The sequence below is a fragment of the Streptomyces sp. PT12 genome, assembly GCF_003311645.1.
In the GTDB taxonomy this organism is placed as follows: Bacteria; Actinomycetota; Actinomycetes; order Streptomycetales; family Streptomycetaceae; genus Streptomyces.
This window is the reverse complement of sequence record NZ_QEST01000081.1, coordinates 1-16,346: the sequence shown is the minus strand read 5'-3', so window position 1 is coordinate 16,346 and position 16,346 is coordinate 1. Positions and strand designations below refer to the sequence as shown.

13 protein-coding genes and 1 pseudogene are annotated in these 16,346 nt (G+C 72.1%); 10 read left to right on the top strand and 4 right to left on the bottom strand.

What is annotated here, in order from left to right:
- The 3 genes from DEH69_RS08710 to DEH69_RS08700 form a co-directional block, all read right to left on the bottom strand.
- On the bottom strand, positions 1–1,200 hold the full coding sequence (locus DEH69_RS08710; RefSeq protein ID WP_113686333.1) for an FHA domain-containing protein: 1,200 nt from the start codon (positions 1,198–1,200) through the stop codon (positions 1–3).
- The gene (locus tag DEH69_RS08705; RefSeq protein WP_113686332.1) at positions 1,197–2,906 is read right to left on the bottom strand and encodes a serine/threonine-protein kinase; all 1,710 of its coding nucleotides are present in this window, start codon (positions 2,904–2,906) and stop codon (positions 1,197–1,199) included. Before DEH69_RS08705 ends, DEH69_RS08710 begins: the two co-directional genes overlap by 4 nt.
- A 66-nt stretch (positions 2,907–2,972) precedes the next feature.
- Positions 2,973–6,047, bottom strand: coding sequence for a DUF6531 domain-containing protein (locus DEH69_RS08700; protein ID WP_113686331.1), 3,075 nt, complete (start codon positions 6,045–6,047; stop codon positions 2,973–2,975).
- A gap of 194 nt (positions 6,048–6,241) precedes the next feature.
- Between DEH69_RS08700 and DEH69_RS31995 the strand changes: the two genes are divergently transcribed.
- The 7 genes and pseudogenes from DEH69_RS31995 to DEH69_RS08670 all read left to right on the top strand — a co-directional run bounded on the left by DEH69_RS31995 (position 6,242) and on the right by DEH69_RS08670 (position 13,083).
- Positions 6,242–8,044, top strand: coding sequence for a serine/threonine-protein kinase (locus DEH69_RS31995; RefSeq protein WP_258534539.1), 1,803 nt, complete (start codon positions 6,242–6,244; stop codon positions 8,042–8,044).
- Positions 8,045–8,133: 89 nt separating this feature from the next.
- Positions 8,134–8,496, top strand: coding sequence for a DUF4259 domain-containing protein (locus DEH69_RS08690; protein ID WP_113686330.1), 363 nt, complete (start codon positions 8,134–8,136; stop codon positions 8,494–8,496).
- Positions 8,497–8,573: 77 nt separating this feature from the next.
- Positions 8,574–8,823: pseudogene (locus DEH69_RS32490) on the top strand (VOC family protein); the annotation flags it as partial.
- 142 nt (positions 8,824–8,965) lie between these two features.
- A complete protein-coding gene (locus tag DEH69_RS08685; RefSeq protein WP_113686329.1) occupies positions 8,966–9,544 on the top strand; it encodes a dihydrofolate reductase family protein in 579 nt (192 codons plus the stop codon).
- A gap of 244 nt (positions 9,545–9,788) precedes the next feature.
- Positions 9,789–10,055, top strand: a complete 267-nt coding sequence (locus tag DEH69_RS08680) for a hypothetical protein (RefSeq protein ID WP_113686395.1) — start codon at positions 9,789–9,791, stop codon at positions 10,053–10,055.
- A complete protein-coding gene (locus DEH69_RS08675; protein ID WP_258534538.1) occupies positions 10,048–10,668 on the top strand; it encodes a DUF6879 family protein in 621 nt (206 codons plus the stop codon). Before DEH69_RS08680 ends, DEH69_RS08675 begins: the two co-directional genes overlap by 8 nt.
- 132 nt (positions 10,669–10,800) lie before the next feature.
- Positions 10,801–13,083 (top strand): tetratricopeptide repeat protein, encoded by a 2,283-nt coding sequence (locus tag DEH69_RS08670; protein WP_113686328.1) that lies wholly within the window; start codon positions 10,801–10,803, stop codon positions 13,081–13,083.
- Positions 13,084–13,117: 34 nt separating this feature from the next.
- Here DEH69_RS08670 and DEH69_RS31365 read toward each other — a convergent pair whose 3' ends face one another.
- Positions 13,118–13,291 (bottom strand): hypothetical protein, encoded by a 174-nt coding sequence (locus DEH69_RS31365; protein ID WP_181727332.1) that lies wholly within the window; start codon positions 13,289–13,291, stop codon positions 13,118–13,120.
- A 626-nt stretch (positions 13,292–13,917) separates the two neighbouring features.
- On the opposite strand from DEH69_RS31365, the gene DEH69_RS08665 reads away from it, so the two are divergent.
- From DEH69_RS08665 to DEH69_RS08655, 3 genes are all read left to right on the top strand, one after another.
- Positions 13,918–15,126, top strand: coding sequence for a helix-turn-helix domain-containing protein (locus DEH69_RS08665; protein WP_113686327.1), 1,209 nt, complete (start codon positions 13,918–13,920; stop codon positions 15,124–15,126).
- Positions 15,127–15,465: 339 nt separating this feature from the next.
- The gene (locus tag DEH69_RS08660; RefSeq protein ID WP_181727331.1) at positions 15,466–15,813 is read left to right on the top strand and encodes a hypothetical protein; all 348 of its coding nucleotides are present in this window, start codon (positions 15,466–15,468) and stop codon (positions 15,811–15,813) included.
- Positions 15,810–16,082, top strand: a complete 273-nt coding sequence (locus DEH69_RS08655) for a hypothetical protein (RefSeq protein ID WP_113686325.1) — start codon at positions 15,810–15,812, stop codon at positions 16,080–16,082. The genes DEH69_RS08660 and DEH69_RS08655 overlap by 4 nt, the downstream gene beginning before the upstream one ends.
- Positions 16,083–16,346: the final 264 nt, after the last annotated feature.

Below are 16,346 nucleotides of genomic sequence, written 5' to 3'. Positions count from 1 at the left end.
TTACTCCGCGGCCTCGCCGGGCGGCAGCTCCGTCTCGGCGCCGAGCGCCGCCGCGCGCGGCCCCCGCGCCTCCCGCGCGGCGGAGCGCCGCCACGCCGCCGCGATCTCCGGGGGGTAACGCCGCGCGCTGCGCGTCACGGTCACCCCCGGCGTCAGCTCGGCGACATCGCCCAGGTTGAAGTGTGTCGGCTCATCCGCGTTCAACGGCCGCCACCGCGCCGTCCCATGCCGCAGCAGCCGCGTGCCGCCCCGGCCCAGGTCCCGCAGCAGCAGGCCGCTGTCCGATGCCGTGACCTCCAGGTGGCTGCGGCTGATCCTCCGCAGCAGCGGCTCGGGCACCACGCCGTGCAGCCCGATCCCCTCGGGCGTGGGCGCGCGCCCCAGCGCTACCCGCGTTCCGACGTCGAGCGTGAAGCGGCGCACGCACTCGCCCCGCACATGCAGCTTGAGCTGCGCGATCCCCGTGCGCGGCCCGTCGTCCACGAGCGGGACGCGGTGCAGCTCGCACAGCGGCGTCCCGCCCCGCAGCAGCGGCAGCCGCACGGCGCTGCCCCGCGAGCGGTCGTACAGCTGGCAGCCGCGGTGCGGACAGGACCAGTACCGCTTGAGCACCGCGGTCATCGGCTTGCGCCCGCGCCCCTGGAGCAGGCCGTGCGCCTTGAGGTCGGACTCCTCCAGCTTCCGCGAGATCTGCGCCGGGGTGCGCACGCCCATGGCGCGCGGCCGCAGCGCGACCGCGGTGCCGCCGAGGATGGGCACGACGCCGAGGAACCGCGTCGTGTCCCCCTGGATCCACGGGTGGGCGGTGCGGAAGTCGGCGAAGTCGTCGTTGGAGATGACGGGCAGGCCCGTGACCTCGGCGAGTTCGAGCAGGGGGCCGTCCGCGTCGGGCGCCTCATCGACCAGGCCCCGCTCGATCCAGCGCCGCAGCAGACGCGGCTCGGCCGGGTCGGCGTACTCGTGCCGGGCGAGCGCCAGGCTGCCGTCGGCGATCGCGTACACCGTCGCGGCGCTGTCGCTGGTGTGCCGGGCCAGGGCCTCGATCACCAGGCGCAGCCGGTGGAGGGAGCGGGGCGGGCGCGCGCCGCGTTCGCCGACGCGGGTGTCGCGCACCACGTTGGAGAGGTCGACGAGCGCGTCGGCCTCCTGGTGCCCCGCGGCCAGGTGCGGCTCGATTCCTTCCAGCGCCTCGGTGCTCATGGCTGGTTGACCGCCCACACGGTCAGCACGGTCGAGACGTCGTAGAGGTTGTCGTAGTCGCCGGAGACGGTCAGCCCCGTGATCTCCAGCTGGGCCAGATTGCCCGAGGTGGTGATGAAGCACAGCCGGGTGCCGACCGGCAGGGTGTCCGCGAAGTCGTCGAAGTTGATCTCGGGGCTCATGACGTTGAACTGCGTCGCGTCCTGGCACTCCTCGGGGGAGGTGCCCGCCGAGATCCCGGCCGTGGTCTCCAGGGACCAGGCGTCGGAGTAGCCCGAGATGGACAGCTCGTCGTCGTCGCTGTCGTCCGAGTCGGCGCTCACCCGCGCCTCGTCGAGGTCGACGAAGATGATGTCGTAGAGCACCGCCCTGATCTCGAACGGCTGGCCCTCCATGAGGGGTTCGAAGCGCGGCTCGGGCTCGGGCTCCGATGTCGAGGGCTCCGGCTCGGGTTCGGGGGTGCCGGGGGTTTCCCCGTCCCCGTCGTCCGCCGGAGGATCCTCCGGCGACTCGCCCGCCTCGTTCCCCTCCGCGCCCGCCCCCGAGTCGTCGGACCACAGGTCGGCCACCACGGGCGCGAGCAGCACCAGGGCCACGGCCGCCGCCGCGGCCACCGCGCCGCCCCACGCCCAACGCGCCCGCCCCGACCGCTTCTTCGGCCGCGGCGGCTCCGGTGGAGCGGGCCGCGCCGCCCTGCCCGTCGCCGCGAGCGCCGACCCGGGCGGGGGCGGCAACGGGGGCAGCGGCGCGGACGAGGCGGGCGGAGGGGGCGCGGGCGCGCGCACCAACCGCTCGACCTCGGCGGCCCGTTCGGCGAGGGAACGCGCCAACTCCCCCGGCAGCCACCCGCCGAAGTCGTCGAGCGGCCGCTCGGCGGCCCCCGCGCACAGCGCCTCCACCTCGCCCGGCGTGATCCGCTCGTCGGGCGAGGCGGTCAGAGCCCGCTCAAGCAGCGGCCGCAGCGCGTCCGGATAGCCCGAGAGATCGGGCGGGCGCACGGCCGTGTTGGCGATCTGCGTGGCCACGGTGATCCCGCCGCCGTCCCCGTAGGGGTGGCGCCCCGTCGCCGCGACCGCCGCGACGAGCCCCAGCGCGAACACGTCGCCAGCCGGTCCCACCGGATCGCCGAGCGCCTGCTCGGGCGACATGTAGTGCGGGGTCCCGATCAGCCCGCCCGTGGTGGTGAGCTGGGTCGCGTCGGCCGCGCGGGCGATGCCGAAGTCGATGACAAAAGGGCCCGAGGCGGCGAGCATGATGTTGCTCGGCTTGAGGTCGCGGTGGACGACGCCCGCCGCGTGGATCGTCGCCAACGCCCGCGCCACGCACGCCGTCACCTTGAGCACGGCGTCCAGCGGCAGCGGGCCACGCGCGGCCAGCGCCTCGTCGAGGCCCACGCCCGCCACATACTCCGAGGCCAGCCAGGGCGCCGCCGCCTCGCTGTCGTGGTCGACGACCGCCACCAGGTGGTATCCCCGCACCCGGCTCGCCGCCCGCACCTCCTGCGCGAAGCGCCGCCGGAACGCCGCGTCCCGCGCGTACTCCCGCCGCACGACCTTGATGGCGACGGGCTGACCGCCCCTGGTCCTCGAAAGATAGACGGCGCCCATGCCGCCCTCGCCGAGGCGCGCGAGCAGCCGCTGGCCCGCCACCTCGGAAGGATCCTCCGGCGACAACGGCTTGAACACCGGCCCCTGTTGGGCACCCACCGCAGCAACCTCCCCCAAGTCGACGCGGCAACAGGGTACTTACACATGCCGCTGCGTGCGAGGCGGTCAGTGCAACAGAATGTGCGCGGCGGCCCGTGGCGCCCTGCCGTACGGGTGCGGCCCCGGCTCGCGCGCGGGGGCGAGGAAGCGCCCGCCCACCGGGTCATAGGGCCGGGTCGCCGGATCCCCGCCAGCTTCGTGCTGGAACGACAGGCCCGTTGCCGCGTCGTACAGCGCGTGCGGCCCGTCGAGCGCGCACCAGGGGCCGGGGCGCCCGCCCGGAGCCTCGTCGTCGGCCGACCGCCGCGCGCCGAGCGCCGAGGCCCTGCGCTGCCAGGCAACGCCCCCGTGCCCGTTGACCAGTTCGAGCGGCGTGCCGGTGGGGTCGGTCACGATCGCATGGCAGCGGGGGACCGCCCCCGGGGCGGCCGTCGACTGGGCCACCGGGCGGCCGCCGTCGGGCGTCCAGTGCCATGTGGTGGCCGTGCCGTCGGGCGCGATCTCCTCGGCGGGCCGCGCGCCCGCCCACACGAGCGCGGTCTCCTCGACCACAGAACCGTAGTCGTCGAGGAGTTGGCGCGCGATGCGGCGGCCGAGCGCGTCGTACACCAGGTGCCAGTGCCGCCCGTCGCGGGAGACCACATCGGTGAGCCTGTCATGGGCGTCCCAGCTCAAGCTCAGCTCGCCGCCGCCGAGTTGGACGACGCGGCCCTGGGTGTCATAGCGGTACCCCGACGCCGCGCCCGACGGGCCGCCGTCGGCGTCGTAGCCGAGCTCCTCGTCGCCACCGGGCCCGTTGACCCTCAGCGGCCGCCCCAGGGGGTCGGGCGTCAGCTCGGTGATCCCCGCCCCCGAGTCCACCACCCGGGTGAGAAAGCCGTCCTCGCGATAGCGGTACGTCCTGCGCCGCGCGCCACCGGGGAGCACCTGCTCGATCAGCCGCCCCGCCGCGTCCCAGCGCTGCCGCAGCGTGACCCCGGGGCGGCCCAGATGCCGGGCCGTCTCACGCCCGTGCGCGTCGTGGTCGAAGCCGAACTCCCGGTCCCCCGCCCGCAGTCCGATCATGAACGAGCCCGCGTCATAGGTCCACGACGTCACCGCGCCCGAGGGCGTGCGCCGCTCGACGGGCCGCCCCAGCGCGTCATACGCGAACCGCACGGTGCGCTCGCCGCACGACTCGCTCACCACCGCGCCCGTGGCGTCGAGGACCCGCGTCACCGACGCCTCGCCGCCCACCGCCCCCACCAGGCGCCCGACCGGGTCGTAGCGGAACCGCGCGATGTCGGTGTCCGAGCGCTGCTCGACCAGCCGCCCGCGCCCGTCGTAGGTCTGGGACACGCGCTGCCCCGCGCCGTTCGTCCGGCGCGCCAGCTGCCCCGCCGCGTCGAACCTGTACCGCACCGAGCCGCCGCCAGGTCCCGTCTCCTCGCTCAGCCGCCCCGCCGCGTCGTACCGGTACGTCCACACGGTGCCCCTGCCGTCCCTGACCTCGGTGACCCGAAGCGCCGCGTCGAAGGTCCTGGTGAGGCTTGAGCCGTCGGGGCGGCTGACCCGGGTGACCACGCCGAAGGGGCCGATCGCCCGGCGCGTCACGTGCCCCGCCGCGTCCACGTGCTCGACCAGGTGCCCCGCCGCGTCGTGGTGGAACCGCTCGCCCGTCCCGTCCGCCCACGTCACCTCGGCGGGCGCGCCGCTGTCGTGCCACCCCACCGCCACGCTCGCACCCCCCGGGCCCGTCACGCGGATGACCCGGCCGCGCGCGTCGCGTTCATACCGCGTCGCGCGGCCCATCGGGTCGGCGACCTCGACGGGAAGGCCCGCGGCGTCGCACGTCACCCGCCAGAGCCCGCCGAGCGCGTCGGTCACCGAGGCCAGCGCGCCACGCCCGTCGTGGGTGCGGACGGTCACCGCGCCCCCCGGCGCGGTCCGGCGCAGGGGGTTGCCCAGGTCGTCGCGGGCGATCTCGCTCACGGCCCCGTCCTCGGCCGTGAACGACGTGATGAGCCCATGCTCGTCATAGGTGGCCGAGACCCCGGTGCCGTCGGCGTAGGCCACCGACACCAGCGCGCCGCGCTCGTCGTACCCATACCACGTCGTGCGGCCCAACGGGTCGGTGACGGCGGCGATCCGGCCCTCGGCGGTCCACTCCTTACGCGTCACGGCGCCCAGCGGATCCGTCGCGGAGAGAGCCAAGCCCCGTTCATCGAAGGCCAGCACGGTCGTGGCGCCGAGCCCGTCCGTGATCGCCGTCGTGCGGCCCGCCCCCTCGCCCTCGTACGCGATCGTCGCCGAGAGCAGCCCGTCGGTGCCCTCGGTCGCGACCACGTGGCCGCCCTCCCACACATAGGAGTAGCGCGTCGTCCCCGTGGGGTCCTCCCACCCGGTGACCCGGTGCGCGGCGTCGTGGTGGAGGCGCCCACCGGGGGCGCGGACCAGGTCCCCGGCCTCGCCGTAGGCATAGCGGGCGAGCACCACGTCGTCGTCGCCGAGCAGCCGCAGCTCGGTGACGCGCCCCGCCTCGGACACCACCCCGACCCGCTGCCCGCCGCTGTGCACCAGCTCCATGACCGTGCCCTTGTCATGCGCGAGCGCCACGCCGTTGCCGTGCCGGTCGGTCACCTCGACGAGCGGCAACTCGGACCCGGGCACCCCGGGCACGGGCCGGTAGTGCCACGTCATCCCGCTCCCTGTCCTGGTGACCGTCATGGGCCCGCCCGCCGTGCCGTCCCAACGCAGCGGCCAGTGCGGCCCATTGACCGGAAGCACGGCCACGCCGCCCGTGGGCACCGGGTACTCCACCAGCGTGCCGTCCTCAGCGACGAGCCGCACGCCGTCCGCGCGTAGCTCAAGGCGCTGGTCGAGCGTCGAGGTCCAGGCGGGCCCGAAGTGCCTGCCCCTGGGCCCGCCGCTCCTGTGGCGGCGGCCGATCACCAGCGGCAGCACGCCGGGCAGCCGCACGTCCTCGGCGGACAGGTCGACCCCGCCCGTGGCCGGGTCGAACCCCGGCAGCGGCTCGGGGGCGGCCCCCGCCCGCCGCCACTCCTTGGACACGGCGTGCCAGGGCGTCCGTTCGCCGCCCGCCTCGTCACCGGCGACCCGGGGGGTGACCAGCGCGATCACCGCGTCGCGCACGTCGGTCATGAATCTCCCGGTCGTCGCTCGTTCCTGTGCCCACCGACCGTAGTTGTGTGCCGGGTGCGGTTCAACTGGCGCCCCGCGCACGGGAGACGGATCCGCTACCGAGCTGTTACGGAGCGCATATGTGCCATCCCTACGATACGGAGTGGGGCACGACACATACGACGGGCGACCACGCGGGGGAAGGGGCTGTGGCCGTGGACGGCACCGGGGAGTACGGGCGGCAGGCACAGCACGGACAGCAGGGACAGCACGGACAGCAGGGACCGCGGGGCGAACGGCGGGAGGCCGCGGGCTGGGGAACGCCACCGTCTGCCGCGCCGCTCCAGTCGTGGGACCCGCGCGAGATCTCCGGCTACCAGCTCATGGGCCGCCTCGGCGCGGGCGGCATGGGAACGGTCTATCTCTCGGCCACGCGCGGCGGCCAGCCCGTCGCGCTAAAGGTCGTCCACCCCGACCTGGCGGGCGAGCCGCGCTTCCGCAGGCGCTTCCAGCAGGAGGTGAACGCCGCGCGGCAGGTGCGCGGCCGCTATGTCGCCGCCGTGGTGGACAGCAACACCGAGGGCCCGGTGCCGTGGCTCGCCACCGAGTATGTCCAAGGGCCTTCGCTCTCCTGGGTGTTGAACGCCGACGGCGGCCCCCTCGACCCGCCCACGGTGCTGCGCCTGGTCGCCGGGGTCGCCTCCGCGCTCGCCGACATCCACGCCGCGCGCGTGGTCCACCGCGACCTCAAGCCGGGCAATGTCATGCTGGCCGCCGAGGGGCCCGTGGTCATCGACTTCGGCATCGCGCAGGCCGCCGACGCCACGTCGTTGACGGGCACCGGGATCCGGGTGGGCACGCCCGGGTTCATGGCCCCCGAGCAGGCGACGGGCGGCGCGATCACCGCCGCGACCGACCTGTTCACGCTCGGCCTCACGGCCCATGTGGCCGCCACCGCGACCCACCCGTTCGGCGAGGGCCCCGCGGATGTCCTCCTCTACCGCATCGCGCACGCCGAGCCCGAACTGTCCGCGTGCCCCGCCCCGTTGCGCCGCATCGTCGAGCCCTGTCTGCGCCGGGAGCCGGGCGAACGCCCCACGGCCGCCGAAGTCCTCGCGCTCTGCGGCGAGTTAGCGGGCGAGCTGGGCCTTGACCGCGCCCTGCCCGCCGCGGGGTGGCTGCCGTTCGACATCCCCGAGCCCACCGTGCCATCCGGCACCGACTCCTCCCCGACGGCGACCGCCACCACGCCCCTGCCCCCGTCCGCGCCGCCGATGCCCGTGTCGGGGCACCCGCGTTACCTGTCCGCGCCGGTCCCCGCCCCGCTCACGGCCGCCCCCGACCGGAGCGTCCCCGGGCCCTCGACGGGCGAACACCGCGACCGCAGGCCGTGGTTGGTCGTCGCCCTGGCCGGGCTGCTGGTCGCCGCGCTGGGCGGCGGGTTCGTCTACGCCAGCACCACGGGGGACAACGGGGCGGGCGACACCGCGCAGGAGTCGCCCGCCGACGACGGGGGTTCGAGCGAGGACGAGCCGAGCGGCGATGCCACGCCCGAGGACGCCGGGCCGGACGGGCCGGACGAGTCGGGGCCCGACGGCGGCGCGCCGGAGGAGCCCGAGTGGGACGAGCCGGAGCGCGACGAGCCGGAGCCGGACGACACCGGCACGGCCGACGAGCCGATCCCGGACTTCTTCCTCGGCGAATGGACGGCCACCGCCGACTGGTTCGGCTACGCGCACACCCGCACCCTTGAGGTGCGGCAGGCGGCGCCCGGCGAGACCGCGATCTGGCTGACGGCCGTGGGCACGAGCGAGGACGGGCAGCCTTACCACTGCGAGTTCGAGGGTGACCTCATCGGCGTGGTGAATGGCGAGGTCCATCTCGAAGGGACGCGGCTGACGGCGCAGGAGGGGGCGTGCGCCTCCGGCGACCCGACGTTCCTGGTCCGTGACGGGGATAGGCTCGTCCGCGAGAACACCACGGACGAGGCCCCCCTCATCTATACGCGGGCGTTCTAGGAACGTTCACGGGAACGCCTCGCGGGACCGTTGCGCGGGAACGCCTCGGGGGACCGTTGGGGGGCCGGGCGGCGAGCAACGGTGGGCAGGTGGGGCGCGGGGACTTCGACGAGGACACGGCGGCCGACCATCTGTCCGTGCTCACCGGCCGGTTGGTCGACGAGGTGGCCGAGGCGATGGCCGGTGACCCGGTCGGGCTCGAGCCCGACGAGTACGACGGCGTGGCCGTCCCGTGCAACCTCGAACTGCTCCACCTGCTCGGAACGCGCGGCTACGTCGGCGTCACCCTGCCGTCGGGCGACACGGTCAGGGAGTGGAAGAAGAGGTATCTCGCCGTCTGGGACGAGGCGATCGACGGCCTCGCCCCCACGCCCGACTTCCGCGCCCGCCGCCGCGAGACCCTTGTCCGCACGTTCGATCAGCTCGCCGCGCTGGCCGACAGCCGCGCCTAGAGTGCTGTGACCGCATGGGTTCGCCGGGTTGGAGACGGCGTCGGACGGCGGCCTGATCGTCGGGTGGCTCGTCTGGATTGGTGACCGTGGTCGTACGTGACTACGACGAGGCGATCACCTTCTCCGTGGACGTGCTCGGGTTCGACCTGTTGGGGGATGTACCTGGCGGCGACGGAAAGCGCTGGGTGGTCGTTCGTCCTCCTGGCAAGGGTGGTGACTGATGACCAGGCCACCCGGGCCGGGGACCAGACCGGAGGGCGTGTCGGCTGGTTCCTGAACACCGAAGACGTCGACCGCGATGATGCGCGCACGGAGGAGGCCGGTGTTGTGTGCGAAGAGGCCCCACGTCGCGAGCGTTACGATGCGCGGATCCATCCTCGGATCCCAGGCGGGTCGGCACCCGGCCGCGATGAGTTCTGCGGCGTCGGGCGGTCGTACTGTCCGAGCCCGTTACCGAGGAGGACCTCTGATGCGCAGCGTGACCTATTCGATGAGCGCCTCGCTCGACGGCTACATCGTGGGCCCTGATGGCGGCTTCAACTGGACGCCGACCCCCGAGGCGGTCCGCCGCTTCGCCACGGACGAGGTGCGCGGCGTCGGCGTGCACCTGCTGGGGCGGCGGCTGTACGAGACGATGCTGTGCTGGGAGGACGCCGATGTCCGCACGTTCGACGCCTCGATGCGCGAGTTCGCCGAGGTCTGGAATCCCCTTCCCAAGGTGGTGTTCTCCACCACGCTCTCCGAGGTGCGGGGCAACGCCCGCCTGGCGTCGGGCAGCCTGGCGGAGGAGATCGAGCGGCTGCGGGCCGAGCCGGGGGAGGGCGGCATCGCGATCGGTGGCGCGACTCTCGCCGCCGAGGCGGCCGCGCTTGATCTGATCGACGAGTACCGGGTCAGGGTCTACCCGGTGCTGGTCGGCGGCGGCATTCCGTTCCTCCTGCAGGCCGAGCGCCAGGTGGATCTCGAGCTCGTCGAGACCCGCACTTTCGACTCGGCCATCGTCTACCTCCGCTACCGAGTGGTGCGTGAGCGGCGCGTTCCCTCGTAACGTCCCGGGCAGGGCGCGCGATGAAGCCGGGAAGCCGGGGGATGGGGCGGCTGGCCCACAGGGCCGTGGGGCGAGGCGACCGACGGCCTCGCCCCACACCCGAGTTCGGCGCCCGCCGCCGCGCGAGCCCGGTGGCGCGTGTGTCGTGGGCCGCTGACGGCACATTGTTCGTGGCACACCGCCCCTCTAGCATGGACGCAGAGTGATGGCCTGTAGGTCTGACGGTGAGAGGGAGTGGTTGACCATGGCCCCCTGGGAGCCCGATCCTGCCGCATTATTCTCGCGGCGTCTTGGGAGGTCGGCAGCGGATGACAAGCTGACCACGGGAGACAAGACCTGCCCGGATATCTGGCAGTTGAGCAACGGTGACGTGGCGGTAATCGGCCGGGATCTCACAGACCATTATGCCGAGCAGCTGCCCAAGGGTGTCTCGATAGCGCCCGGCGAGCGACTTGTGGTCATCCCGGGAATCATGCTCCGCAACGCGAAGAAAGACATCCCTGATGCTTGACGTCAGCGTTCCAGGCCTTGATCTGTCGGACGGGGATCGGCTCACATTCGCCGAGTACGACAGCGATTTCGACACCTACGAGGGGAAGATTCGGGAGCACGATTCCTGGAAGCTGGAGCGAAATCAAGACTTCGACGAAAGCGGCAATCCGGGCTATGACGCCTTCCGTCGGGGCGAGTGGGATGAGGCTCTGAGCTTCGCGAAGGCCCAGGAGCCAGCCCTGCGAGAGGCGGCCGCGAGGAACCGCGAGCGAGGCACGGTCATGCGCCGTGTCCGCATCGTTGAGGAGCCCCTGTCGCCCTACGTGCAGTGGGAGCTTCACTTTCTTCGGGTCCGTGCGCGCAGCGGGTCTCCCGTTCGGGTGCTCACCTCGGATCAGGTCGGGCGGTCGGAGAGCGATGGCCCGCTTCCCGAGCTGGTGTCTCTCGGGGGGCAAGTGCTGTATCACATCCTCTATTCGGACGCCGGGATTGCCGAGGGGGCCGTACGCTTCGTCGACCCTCCTCTCATTCGCGAGTGGGAGCGTTTCATCGCCGCCCTCTTCGACGCTGGCGAGGAGCTGGATTCCTATATGGAGCGGTACGCGGCCCACCTTCCGCCGCCGACCGCGTAACTGGTCGAGGGGTGCGCCATCGGCAGTCAGGACAGGGAACCCTCGGAGAGGGAGAACGACCCCAGCGGCACCAGCAACGAGCTGGCGGCACCCTCCCGGGACGTCGTCCAGGCAGGATCCTTGAGTGGTGGTGTGCACTTCCACCGGTACGGACAGGGGCCCGACGCTCATCCGCCCCGGCAGTTGCCGGGAGACGACCAAGGATTCGTCAACCGCACCGACGAGCTTCAGCAGTTGAATGCGGTCCTGCCCAGCGATGGCGACGCTCCCCTTGTCGTGTCTGTCTATGTGATCGCGGGCACGGCAGGGGTAGGCAAGACCTCGCTCGCATTGCGCTGGGCACACAAGGTGCGAGATCGGTTTCCCCATGGCCAGCTTTATGTCAACCTCCGCGGCTACGACCCCCGAGAGCCGGTCACTGCCCAGTCGGCGCTCCAGGGCTTCTTGACGGCTCTGGGGGTTCCTCCCCGGGCCATCCCCCAGAACATCGAGGAGGCCGCCGCCCTCTACCGCTCACGCCTGGCCGACCGCCGAGTCCTCGTCGTCCTGGACAACGCCGCCACCACCAGGCAGGTCCGTCCGCTCCTGCCCGGCTCCACCGGCAGCCTCGCCCTCGTGACCAGTCGCAGTCGCCTGTCCGGGCTCGCCATACGAGACGGAGCCCGACGCCTGACCCTTGGCACCCTCCCCGAACGCGATGCCGTGGAACTCATCCGTGTGGTCACGGCGGGCTACCGTCCCGGGGAAGACACGGACAAACTATTCGAGTTGGCCCAGCTTTGCGCCCGTCTGCCCTTGGCCTTACGCATCGCCGCCGAACGTGCGGCAACGAGACCATATGTGGGACTGGACGATCTCATCGCCGACCTGCGCGACGAGTCGGCACTGTGGACCACTCTCAGCACGGATGACGATGACGACGCCGACAGTGTCCGGACGGTATTCGCGTGGTCCTACCGGGCTCTCTCCGCGTCAGCCGCCCGTGTCTTCCGACTGCTCGGCATTCATCCTGGTCCCGAAATCGGCATCCATGCCGCCGCGGCACTCACCGGCCTTGCCGTCAGAATGGCCCGCCAATCGCTCGACAGCCTGGTGGGAGGGCATCTGGTGGAGCAGTCCGGGCCGGATCGGTACGAGTTCCACGACCTCTTGCGGGCCTACGCCAACGACGAGGCTCTTCGACAGGAAACGGTGGCGGAGCGGGAAAGAGCGCTCCGCCGAGTCCTCGACTGGTACCTCCATACGTTGGACGCGGCCCACGGCTGGATCGAACCAGAGGAGGACAGGCTGCCTCTTGATCCACCCACTGACGGCATCGCGCCCATCACCTTCACCGACCGTGATCAAGCAGTCGATTGGGTGGAACGAGAACACGTGAACCTGCTGGCCGCTGTGCGCGCCGCGCGTGCTGAAGGTCTGGATCGGCACGTCTGGCGGATGTCAGCCCTCCTGTATTACGCCATGGCCCCCAGCGCGCCCCTTGGCGATCGCCTGGCCATGACGCGTGAAGGGCTGGACGCCGTGCGCAGGCTGGGTGACCGTGCGGGAGAGGCGAGCATGCTGGAACGTCTTGGCATGGCCCGCAATCAGATGCATCAGCTGGCGGAGGCTCGGGAATGCCACGAGCGCGCGCTGGCGATTCGTCGTGAACTCGGTGACCGGGACGGCGAAGCCCAGAGCCTGAACGTCCTCGGCCTCGTCCACTTCCGAGGTCGTGAACTGGCACTCGCGGAGCGATACTTCACGCGAGCGCGCACCGCCTTCGCCGAACTGCGCCAGAGGCACTGGGAGATCATCTGCCTGACGAACCTCTCGGCGACACGCTATGAGGGCGGTCGCCTCGACGAGGCTCTCGAAGACGTGGATCAGGCCCTCGCCGCCCACCGGCAGCGTGGAAGCCGAGCCGGGATGGGGGAGGCACTGAGGCTGCTGAGCCTGATCCGTCTCGAACAGGGCGATCTCGCCGGAGCGAAACGTGCCGCGACGGAGTCGGTGAGTATCGCGCTCGAGCTCCGAGAGCCCGTGATGGAGGCGTTCTGGTTGCTGTCCTTGGGGAATGCCCAGCGTGCCCTGGGCGACCACGGGGAAGCTCTCGCCTCCTTTCAACGGTCCGCGCTGCTGCACCGCCGTCTCGGCGACCGGAGCCGCGAGGCACTGGCCTGGAGCGGCGCGGGGGAGACCTACCGGGCCATGAACCGCCCCTCGGAGGCCGCGGACTTTCACCGCCGCGCCGCGGCGGTTCACCGGGAGACCCGAGAGCACTGGCACGAGGCGTCCGCCCTTCTCGCCCTGGCCGACGCGCTGGCCGAGACCGACCCCGACGAGGCGCGCCACCACCGGGCCAGGGCGCGTGAGCTGGTCGGCGGATACGACGACCCCAGGGCTTCGGCACTGCGCGCCGCACTCGACCGGTGAGGGGTTTTCCCCACACGGGCCGCGATGAGCTCCGCTACCGCGTGACGCGCTGGTGGCGCGCTGCCTCGTAGCGTCGCGGGCGGGGCGCGATGAAGCCGGGGAGTTGGGAGATGTGGCGGCTGGCCCACAGGACCGTGAAGCAGCCCATGTGGAACGACTCGCCCCCGTGGAAGTGCAGCAGCTTGCCGCCGCTGGCGAGCGCGCTCATGTCGCACACGGTGTAGGGCCGTCCCCCGACGACCAGTTGGTCGCAACTTCGGCCCTAAGGGGGGCCTCTGACCTGCGGTTTTGCGGCGTCTGAGACCGTTGTGGGATCGTGACCTTAGGTGGGTGGGCGGGTCGGGTGCGGTCGCGGGTGGCGTGCGGGGTGGTGGGCGGCGGCCGGTTTGGCGTGAGGGAGCGGGGCCGTACGCTGGCCGCGAACCGGGCAGCCCTTGGCCTGCCCGCAACAGCCCGGTTGGGCCCCGCTCCGGAGGCTCGCGCCAAACCGGCCGCCCCTGCCGCGCCGTATGCCGCCCGCCCCAGCCACGTCAACGGCCGTAGGAGGACGCTGTGAGCGACGGGGCGCTGACAGGGTTTTCCCGTGATCAGGTCCCGGTAGCTCAGAATGGGCTCCAGGGTCCCTCCGGCGCGCTCGGGGCAAGGCGCCTCTCCCGGTTCTCGGGTGTTGCGACGATCACTAGAACTCGGGCCACCGGGCCGCGCGCGGGGGCTTCGTCATGCCGCAGCACAACGGCCCTGGCTCACCGATCGGGTGAGGCAGGGCCGTTCGCTGTTCCCCAGCACTACCGGGGCGTACCGTTGTGGTTGCCAAGACACACAACGGAGTTCAGCATGCCACACGGCCCTGAAGATCACACGGGTGCCCGAGTTGCGGATTACCGCAAGCTCCGGCATCTCACACAAGACGGGCTCGCCCAGCGGGCGTTCGTCTCTCGAGGAATGATCGCCAAGGTGGAAGCGGGCCTGTCACCCGCCTCCCCGTCGTTCGTCGCGGCCGTGGGGCGCGCCCTCGGAATGGACGTGAGCGTCTTGTACGGGCAGCCGTACATCTCCGAGATGCGCAAGGACCAGATCGACCAGCTCATCTCGCCGCTCTCCGAGGCGCTGGACCTGTACGACATCGAGCCCGATCCCGACATCGTCCCGCGCCCCACAGCGGCGCTGACGGGCAATGCCGAGCAGTTGATCCGGCAGTTCCGTCACACTGACTACGCCGATGTCGGGCGCCAGCTGCCGGGCCTGCTCGGGGAGCTGACTACGGTGCTGCACACGACGCGGCGCACGGACGAGCGGCGCCGGGCAGCTGGCGCCCTCGCGAACACCTACTGGATCGCGCACCAGTTCGCCGCACGACTGGGATTTCCCGATCTCGCGTCGGTGGCCCTGGACCGCATGGGGTGGGTAGCCGCACAGGCAGAAGATCCGTTGCTCCAGGCCGTGCGTCTGTACACACGGAGTCTCGCCTACGTGCGTCGTGGTACGCCTGAGGTAGGGCTGAAGCTGGTGACTCGCGGTCAGCGGCTCGTTGAGCAAGCGGACGATCCGAGGTCGGTACCGGCCCTGGCAGTGGCGGGGAAGCTGCATCTGCGTGCCTCTTTCATCGCGGCGCGCGCCAAGGATCAGACGCGCTCGGAGGAGTTCCTGGCCATGGGCGAAGAGGCGGCGGTGCGTATCGGGCGGGATGTGCCTGACGTCTACTGGCTGTCGTTCGGGCCCACGGATGTTCAGCAATACCGTGTCGAGACGAACGTAGACTTGGAGCAGATGCCCGAGGCGGTCGAGGCTGCGCGAGGGATTCGGTTCCCTGCCAGCTACTCGCCAACGAGGGTCGGGCGCCACCACATCGACCTATCGCGGGCGTATGCCGAGATGGGGCGCAACGAGCAGGCGCTGAAGACGTTGCGGAAGGCGCGGGAGACGGCGGGACAGCTGGTGCGGTACCACCCGACAGCGCGGGAGGTAGTGGGCACTCTCGTTCGCCGTCAGCGGCGGCTGTCGGAGGAGCTGACGTCGCTCGCTCGCTGGGTCGGGATGACCTGACGTACCGACAGGGGCCCTATATTCCAAATCTTGGAACGTTGGGGGCCTGTCTGCGCGCCAGGCTCGTGACTGTCAGCATTGAGACGGTCACTGGAGCTCGATCATGGCTAGGACCCCCCGCACGCCCCCGCCCGAACCCGCGCCGCCGCCGTTGAGCGACGACCAGCCGATGACGGTGATTGTCGGGCGGGACTGCCCGCCCGCGATGCCGCTTGATTTGTGTCTGGGCTGCCGGGAGCGGGTGCGAGACCGCGCCGCCCGCGTGGGTTCGGGCGGTGGGTTGTGACGGAGCGCTGTGCGTCGTGCGGGACGACGGTGCCGCCGTTAACCGTGGTGGCGGTGCACCATGCCGGGTCGGGGGGCGGGTGGACGCATCGCGCGTGCGCGAGCTGCCTGGCCCGTGAGCGGCTGATCCCGCTCGCCTTCCACCCGCTGCGCCACGACGGGGCACGGCTGACGTACCCGGAGATCGTTCCGGGTGAACTGGTTGCCGCACTTGCGCCGTTGGGCGAGTCGCCCGTGCTTGCCGCGCCGGTCGGGCGGCTGCTGGCGGCCGTGGCCCGCACGAAGGACCGCACGCTGGACGCCGACGCGCGGCACGCGGCTCACGACGCCGCCCGCGCGGCCGTCGCGCGGCTGCGGGAGGCAGCTCGGCAGGGGAGTGGCACCACCTGGGAGGCGCGGTGAACGGCGCGATCGACCTCTATCTCCGCGACCCCGACCGAGGCAACGACCGGCCCGTGAACGGCCGCTGCTGGCTGGGCTGCGACCCGCAGGTCGTTCAGCCGGTGGTCTGGATCGGGCCTGTCTCCATCGCGGGGCCGAACGGGATCGCGACCGCGCCCGCCTACGCCTGCCTCCGGTGTGTGCGTCGCCTGTACGCCATGGCGCGGGCGGACGAGATCGAACGCGACCGCCCGCCGCACCTGACCGAGCAGGCGCGCGGCCACCTCTGATCCCCCCTGTCGCCGTGTGTGAGGCCGTCCCGCTGGGGACGGGTGCGGCCCGGACGGTGGCAGGGGCTCCCACCCGCCTGGGCGGTCCCGGGCGGTCCTCCCAGCGCTCGATTCCCTTCCGAGCGCGGGGACATCCGGCCCGGCACCCACTGGCTGGGGTGCCGGGCCGCCCTCGCCCGCCCCGGAGGGTGCTCGCAGGACCGGGGCGGGCGGCCAGTCCTTCACCCACCACCATGTTCTGGAGTCTGTCATCTTCTGGCCGTT

Coding starts and splice junctions, on each gene's coding strand:
- DEH69_RS08665 (WP_113686327.1), top strand. CDS start 13,918: ATGCCACACGGCCCTGAAGATCACACGGGTGCCCGAGTTGCGGATTAC.
- DEH69_RS08700 (WP_113686331.1), bottom strand. CDS start 6,047: ATGACCGACGTGCGCGACGCGGTGATCGCGCTGGTCACCCCCCGGGTC.
- DEH69_RS31365 (WP_181727332.1), bottom strand. CDS start 13,291: ATGAGCGCGCTCGCCAGCGGCGGCAAGCTGCTGCACTTCCACGGGGGC.
- DEH69_RS08675 (WP_258534538.1), top strand. CDS start 10,048: ATGCTTGACGTCAGCGTTCCAGGCCTTGATCTGTCGGACGGGGATCGG.
- DEH69_RS08680 (WP_113686395.1), top strand. CDS start 9,789: ATGGCCCCCTGGGAGCCCGATCCTGCCGCATTATTCTCGCGGCGTCTT.
- DEH69_RS08685 (WP_113686329.1), top strand. CDS start 8,966: ATGCGCAGCGTGACCTATTCGATGAGCGCCTCGCTCGACGGCTACATC.
- DEH69_RS08710 (WP_113686333.1), bottom strand. CDS start 1,200: ATGAGCACCGAGGCGCTGGAAGGAATCGAGCCGCACCTGGCCGCGGGG.